The organism is Stenotrophomonas sp. YJH_SMC_36 (genome assembly GCF_059369935.1).
The window spans coordinates 1-2,746 of the sequence record NZ_JCAFTD010000018.1; the positions used below are offsets into that span (position 1 = coordinate 1).

A 2,746-nucleotide genomic window follows, 5' to 3' on the forward strand; every position below is an offset into this window, starting at 1 on the left:
CGACATCATGGCCGAGATTTCCGCGGCCTCGCAGGAACAGAGCGCCGGCATCGAGCAGGTCAACCAGACCGTGGTGCAGATGGACGAGACCACCCAGCAGAATGCCGCGCTGGTGGAGGAAGCCACCGCCGCTGCGCGGGCCATGGAGGAACAGGCAGGCCATCTGAGTGAAGCGGTGTCCATCTTCGTGCTCGATGAAGCCGAAACCGTGGTCGCGCCCCGCGTCGCCGCCCCCGCCCCGCGCACCGCTGCACCCGCCGCCCCGGCGCCGGCTGCACCGCCGGCCCGCCGCAGCAGCGGCGGTCGCCCGATGGCCGCGGAACTGGCCGACGGAGACTGGCAGGAGTTCTGATTCCTGCCTGACCTGACGCACGACAACGCCCTGGCCCTGCGCCGGGGCGTTTTCGTTTACGGGGTATCTGATTGTCCAGCCAACGGCGAAGCCCCTCGGGGTGGCCGCGGAGAGCTGCGGATTTCCTTCGTTTGGGCCGGGAGGGTGGGTTGCGCAGGGGACGCCGTGAATACGTCCCTGTAGGCTCGGGCGCGCCATCCATGGCGCTTACGCCCCTGCGCAACCCACCCTCCCGGCCACGGACAGTTTCCGTGCGCGTCCACCCCGGATTGAAGAAAGAAAGCAAAAAGCAAAAGCCAGGCCACTTCAGGGGTCAGATCCGTTTTCCGCAGGAAAACGGATCCGACCCCTCTTCCCACGTGGAAACCCAACGCCTTTGCCGGCCGCCGAAGTGAAGCCCTGGCGGGCCGGGTCGGGGTGGGCAGGCAGGACCGTTGGCGCCATGGATGGCGCCATCGAGCCCCCATGGATGGGTTCACGGCGTGTCCTGCCTGCCCACCCCGACCCGGCCAAACCATAGCAACCCATCGCCATGACCTGCCGTTGCCGTTGCCGTTGCCGTTGCTGTTGCTTGAAAGGCCTGCCGCAGGCAGCGCCGCAGCCGCCGCTGCAAGGAAACCTGAATGCGTTCCGGCACTGCACCTCAATCCCGCGCGCCCGCGGCCGATAACGGGGGTGTCATGGTGTATTCCGCCGTGGCCGGCTCGGCGCCGCCCGCCTGCTTCAAACTGGTCCTGCTCGATGAACCTCATGCATCGCTGGCAACACTACTTCAGCAATCTCTCCGTCCGGCGCAAGCTCAATCTGCTCACGCTGCTCATCGCGCTGGGCGTGGTCGCGCTGTCGGTGATCGCCGCCCGCATGCAGTACCTCGACCTGACTGAAACGCGCAAGACCTCGCTGAAGACCCAGGTCGAACTGAGTTACGGCATTGTCCAGCACTACCACCGCCTGGCCGGTACCGGCGAGCTCAGCGAAGAGGCAGCCAAGGCCGCCGCACTGCAGGCGCTGGAGAGGATGCGTGCCGAGAACGACACCTACTACTACAACGTCTACGACACCGGCTACCGGGTACTCATGCACCCGTTCCGCAAGGACCTGGTCGGCAAGGACATGAAGGATTTCCGCACCGATGAAGGGGTGCGCATCTATTACCAGCAGGTCGAGGCAGCCAAGGCCGGGGGCGGCTTCGTCGACTACCGCTGGGCCAAGCCCGGCAGCGAAGGCACCGTCGGCAAGATCGCCTATGCCGGGCTGTTCGCGCCGTGGAACTGGGTCATCAGCAGTGGCGTCTACACGGACGACGTGCAGAAGCAGGCCCTGGTGTTCACCACGATCATGGCGATCTCCGGTGGCGTGGTGGTTCTGATCGTGCTGGCCTTGAGCTGGCTGATCGGCAACCGCATCGCGGTACCGTTGAAGCAGGCTACGGCCGTGGCCGAAGGCATCGCCGCTGGCAGACTGGACAGCCATATCGGCCCGCAGCCGCATGACGAGCCCGGCCGCCTGCTGGATGCGATGTCCGCCATGCAGCGGCAGCTGCACGCCGTGATCGGCGGCCAACGTGAGATGGCACGTCGCCACGACGCCGGTGAACTCAGCTACCGCATCGATGCCAGCGCATTCCCCGGCGAGTATGGGCTGATGGTGCAGGAGACCAATGCGCTGGTCGGCGGCCACGTGCAGACCCTTCATGATGTGCTCGATGTCGTCCAGCAATACGCCGTCGGCGATCTGAGCCGTGATATCGCCCGCTACCCGGGCGAGAAGGCGGCGATGACCCACGCCGTTGATACCGTCAAGGACAACCTCGGCCGCATCAATGCCGAGATCAAGCAGCTGGCCGGCGCCGCCGCTGCCGGTGACTTCAGCCGTCGCGGCGACGCACAGCGCTTCGATCACGATTTCCGCACCATGCTGGAAAACCTCAACGCGATGATGGCAGTCAGCGATGAGAACCTCGGCAAGCTGTCACAGCTGCTGTCAGCCATCGCCGAAGGCGACCTGACCGCCCGCATGCAGGGCGACTACCAGGGCGTGTTCGCACGGATGCGTGACGATGCCAATGCCACCGTCACCCAGCTGACCCGCATCGTTGGCCAGATCCAGGCCAGCGCCTCCAGCATCACCCTGGCCGCCGGCGAAATCGCCTCCGGCAACAACGACCTGTCGCGCCGTACCGAACAGCAGGCCGCCAACCTGGAAGAAACCGCCGCCTCGATGGAGGAACTGACCTCCACCGTGCGCCAGAACGCCGAGCACGCCCGCCAGGCCAACCAGCTCGCCATCGGTGCCCATGGCGTCGCCTCCCAGGGCGGCGAAGTGGTCGGCCAGGTGGTCACCACCATGTCCGCCATCGAAGCCTCCTCGAAGAAGATCGCCGAGATCATCAGC

1 protein-coding gene and 1 pseudogene are annotated in these 2,746 nt (G+C 66.0%); both read left to right on the forward strand.

Translation table 11 applies throughout. The features are described from left to right. Positions 1 to 352 (forward strand): annotated as a pseudogene (locus AC5P76_RS18720) (methyl-accepting chemotaxis protein); the annotation flags it as partial. A gap of 741 nt (positions 353 to 1,093) precedes the next feature. Further along, positions 1,094 to 2,746 (forward strand): cache domain-containing protein (locus AC5P76_RS18725; protein WP_495222811.1); only part of this gene is annotated, 1,653 nt, incomplete at its 3' end.